Here is a 4031-nt window from a genome sequence, read left to right on the forward strand (position 1 = left end):
GGTCATGCGCGTGCGGCGTGGCGCGGCAGTCGATCCTTCCGAATGGAGGGACAAGCTCGCGGCGTTGGATTCAGCATATGCACGATTCATACAATCGGTGCCCCTGGACATGCCGAAGCGCTGTTGATGGAGGCGGAGAGGAGAAGATACGTCCAGCGAAGGTGGTCCATTCGCACATGGCGCTTTTCCGACGGTGCCGAAGAGGCGGAGGGTGACAATTCGGTGTCGCTACAGCCCTTCGAGCAACTGGTTCAGACACTCAAAAAGCAAGGCCATGAACGCGATGCCAGAAAAGTCGCGATCGCAAAACAGGCATTCATCGGCGCACGCGGCATCGAAGGCCGGGCCGCGAGATGGATGCACAGGCTCTACGGGATGACGATGCGATTCGGCTGACCGTGATGTCTTCGAGAGCGAGGTCGGCGCGAAGCTCACCTGGGAGCGCAATGGCAACAAGGTCTATATTCAATCTCCCACCATCGCTTTCTCTGACCTCAATGCGCCAGAGGATAGAAACAGAGTGACGACCTATGTTGCAGACATGACACAACGAATGATGCGATCGTTGCAGCCGCGGCTGGAGGCGGCGACACGGGTGGATGAGTAGTTTCTACCGTGCTTGGCTTGGCTTTCATGCCGACTACGACGAGTAGGCGTTGCGCATGCTGAGACGCGAGGCTACACGGATGCTCCAGGGCTCGTTGCGCAAGCCGCAAGCTGCGGCTACGTGAGCCGCCGCAGATTGTCGTCCACGCTCGCCGACAGCTGATCGCCTTCGGGCATGCTGCCGCCTGGCGTGAAATGGTCGACCACATCCGGCAGAAGTTCCGAAAGGGCGGTGCGCGCCTCGTCGTCGCCGATGCCCGCCTGCTGCGCGATCCGGTGCAATTGGTCATGGCCGAAGACCTCGTCGATGGCTTGTGGCGGAAGGGCCTCGTTCGCGCCGGTTCCGACCCAGGAGTCGGCCTGTCGACCGTAGCCCTTCTGCGTGAGCTGGCCGATCAGGTCGCCGAGGTCGCCCAGGCCGCCGGCCGCGCCAGCGCCTTGCCCGCCGCGCTGGCTCATCATGCTGAGCACCACCGGCAGCAGCGCCATCAGCACCGGGCTCATGCCGCCGCCGCGCCGCTGGCCGTCATTGCCGCCGAACCCGTGGCCCGACAGGCCGTTGAGAATCTGGCTAAGCAGTCCCATGACGATCGCCTTCAGCGGACGCGACCGCGGCGCACCACGTTGACGATCCCTAGCAGGATCACCGCGCCGATCAGCGAGGCCAGCAGACCCCGGATGCTGAAGTCGTTCTGGTTGACCGTCGCGGCCCCGAGCAGCGGCGCCACGAGCCAGCCGCCGAGCAGCGATCCGACAATGCCGACGATCACGTTGAGGATCACGCCTTGCTGCGCATCGGTCCTCATGATCATGCTGGCGACCCAGCCGATCAGTCCGCCCACGACAAGCCAGATGATGAGATTCATGGTCCGCTCCTTGGTTGAGATGGGACGCAGCGTCGTGCGGTGGACGCTGCGCCCCTATAGGACAAAGCCTCTAATCGTGAGAGGAAAACGCAACAGGTTGCGTGGCGGTGATGCATGTCCAAGCGAGCCGCCGCCTACATCGTTTCGGCCCGCCGGCTGATCAAACTGCGCGGCTGCCGGGGCGATACCTGTCACGCTGGCTAGCTTGGCAACCCAGCATGTGCCGAAGGCCCAATCACATCGAGGACGACACCATGGAAAGCAATTCATCTAACCCCCAGACCAATATCGCCGAGGCTCAGGAGAACACCGGTGGATCATCCGACTCCGCGTGGAGCGATACCCGGGAGCCCGGCCAGCACAGCCAAAACAGCCATTCAGGCGATGGTGCGGGTGCATCGATGCGCAGGGCCACGGAGGACGCCGACAACCTCGGGCGCAGGGCGGCGGAAGCGACCCAAGGCTATTTGCAGGATGCGAAGGCCAAGGCGAGTGCCGCAGCCCAAACGGGCAAAGCCTACGCCCAGGATGCGGTCGACGCGGCGGGCATGAAGATCGACAGCATGAAGGGCCAGGCCGCCGATCTGAAGCAGCGGGGCATGCAGTTCGCCGCCGACGAGCCGATGAAGGCGGTTGCCTACGCCGCGGCGGGTAGCGCGGTGCTCACCGCGGTTCTGCTGACGTTGATGCGCGGACGCCGCTAGCCGGCTTGGCAAGGTCCAACACCGAGCTACGCTCAAGACAAGCGCTACGGGTTCGTCCTTTGGATCGGTGACCCCACTCTGCCACGCCACCGACCTCAGACCCACGCGCTCGGATTGCCCTGGAACACGTTGCCGAGCGGAGGATGAAGCGCGTCCGGCCTCGCCGGGGAGCTCGTTCCACAATCGTTGAAATTCGCATAAAACACTACATCTAATGGGTGTAGCCATTACGGGGCCTAGATATAGTGCTTCTGCCCCGCACTGTGCAGTGATGCCCAGAACGCAAAAGCGGCAGGCCCACATGGCCCAAGTGATGCAAGAGCTGTGCCCCTACGTGCGGGGCTGGAAGGCTTACTTCGAGCTGGCGCAAACGCCCAAGGTCTGGCGCGAGTTCGACGAGTGGCTGCGCCACCGACTGCGCGCGCTTCAGCTCAAGCAGTGGAAGCGCGGCGCGACGATGTACCGGGAACTGCGCGCCCTGGGCGCAAGTCCCGGGGTGGCGCAATAGCGCCAAGTTGCTCAACAGCGTGCTGGACATCGCCTGGTTTGATCGCTTGGGACTGCCCCGACTCTCATAACCTAAGACTCTCGAACCCTCCGGTGCGGACCCGCATGCCGGGTTGTGTGGGAGGGGCGCAGTCTATGAAGACTGCCCCCTATCCCGATCCCGCCGCGTGACTTTTTTTCCCGGATGGGGCGAAAGCCTCCTCGTCGTCGGACCAACCAAGAGCGCCCTGATGATAGCGGGCGCCAATCGTTATTTCCGTTCTTCGGAACGCCCAGCGCCGAGCGCCTCGAGTAGCGGCCGGAGGGCATCGAGTTCGACGCCGAAGCCGCTCCAGTCGCCCGCCTTCAGGCGCTCGATAGCGCGGTTATAGTGGGCCAGTGCCTCGCGGGCGCGGGCGTCCGCCGTGCCCTGGGGCGGCGTTGCCACCGGCGCAGCTTCCTTGAAGAGCGCCCCCAGGGCCGCGCCCATGGTCTCCTCCATCACCACGTGGTCGCCATAGGCCGCGATCACCCGTTTCAACTCGGGCAATTGGCCGGACTCCGCGCGCAGGTAAAGCGGAGAGACATAGAGAATCGAGCTTTCGATGGGCACAACCTGGAGGTGGCCGCGGATGACGCGCGAACCCATCTGGTTCCACAGCGAAATCTGCTGGGAGATCTCGGTATTCTGCTGGATGCGGGCCTCGATCTGGAACGGCCCGTAGACCAGCTTGTCCTTCGGGAACGCGTAGACGACGAGTTTGCCGTAGTCCGGTGGATCGCAACGCGCCGCTAACCACGCGACCATGTTCTCGCGCCGGCTGGGCACCATCGGCAGCATGAGGACAAACTCGGCGTGCGGCTCCGAGGGCAGCCGTACGATCATGTAGTAGGGCGTCATCGGCATGCCGGGGGCGTTCCCCGCCTCAATGTCGGCCTGTTTGCGCGGGAACTGCCAGAGATCCTCGCGGTTGTAGAAGACTTCCGGCGCTTCCATGTGGTAGGCGCGGTAGACCTGCGCCTGGATCAGGAACAGATCCTCAGGGTAGCGGATATGCTGCTGCAGGTCCTGCGGCATCGCGCCCAGCGGCTTGAACAGGCCCGGGAAAATGCGCTGGTACGTCCGCACGATGGGATCGGCAGGATCGCTTATATAGAAGTCGGCAGTCCCGTTGTACGCATCGATCACCACCTTGACCGCGTTGCGGATGTAGTTGTCGCCCTTTTCGGTACTCGGCTGGGAATATGGGTACCAGCGGCTGGTGGTGTAGGCATCCTGGATCCAGTAAAGCCGCCCGCCGCTCGTGACGATGTAGGGGTTATGGTCCAGGCTGAGGAACGGGGCGATCGTGCGCACCCGGTCCTGGAT

General features: G+C 63.4%; 5 protein-coding genes and 1 pseudogene. 3 read left to right on the top strand and 3 right to left on the bottom strand.

What is annotated here, in order from left to right; translation table 11 throughout:
- The coding region (locus AC1DY5_RS45375) for a hypothetical protein (protein ID WP_478120952.1) at positions 1 to 396 on the top strand (396 nt) is incomplete at its 5' end.
- A gap of 327 nt (positions 397 to 723) precedes the next feature.
- On the opposite strand, the gene AC1DY5_RS45380 is transcribed toward AC1DY5_RS45375, so the two are convergent.
- Together AC1DY5_RS45380 and AC1DY5_RS45385 are read right to left on the bottom strand one after the other, a co-directional pair.
- Positions 724 to 1191 (bottom strand): YidB family protein, encoded by a 468-nt coding sequence (locus tag AC1DY5_RS45380; RefSeq protein WP_478120953.1) that lies wholly within the window; start codon positions 1189 to 1191, stop codon positions 724 to 726.
- 11 nt (positions 1192 to 1202) lie between these two features.
- Positions 1203 to 1472 (bottom strand): GlsB/YeaQ/YmgE family stress response membrane protein, encoded by a 270-nt coding sequence (locus tag AC1DY5_RS45385; protein WP_478120954.1) that lies wholly within the window; start codon positions 1470 to 1472, stop codon positions 1203 to 1205.
- Between the two features lie 254 nt (positions 1473 to 1726).
- Here AC1DY5_RS45385 and AC1DY5_RS45390 point away from each other — a divergent pair, with 254 nt between their 5' ends.
- On the top strand, positions 1727 to 2176 hold the full coding sequence (locus tag AC1DY5_RS45390; RefSeq protein ID WP_478120955.1) for a hypothetical protein: 450 nt from the start codon (positions 1727 to 1729) through the stop codon (positions 2174 to 2176).
- Positions 2177 to 2477: 301 nt separating this feature from the next.
- A pseudogene (locus AC1DY5_RS45395) lies at positions 2478 to 2754 on the top strand (group II intron maturase-specific domain-containing protein); the annotation flags it as partial.
- A gap of 179 nt (positions 2755 to 2933) precedes the next feature.
- Here AC1DY5_RS45395 and AC1DY5_RS45400 read toward each other — a convergent pair.
- Positions 2934 to 4031, bottom strand: a 1098-nt coding sequence (locus AC1DY5_RS45400) for a UPF0182 family protein (protein ID WP_478120956.1), incomplete at its 5' end; no start/stop codon positions are given.

Source organism: Variovorax sp. P4_D9, from assembly GCF_056401695.1.

Bases quoted from the DNA above. Each gene is read 5' to 3' on its own strand.
- AC1DY5_RS45390 (WP_478120955.1), top strand. From the start codon at position 1,727: ATGGAAAGCAATTCATCTAACCCCCAGACCAATATCGCCGAGGCTCAG.
- AC1DY5_RS45380 (WP_478120953.1), bottom strand. From the start codon at position 1,191: ATGGGACTGCTTAGCCAGATTCTCAACGGCCTGTCGGGCCACGGGTTC.
- AC1DY5_RS45385 (WP_478120954.1), bottom strand. From the start codon at position 1,472: ATGAATCTCATCATCTGGCTTGTCGTGGGCGGACTGATCGGCTGGGTC.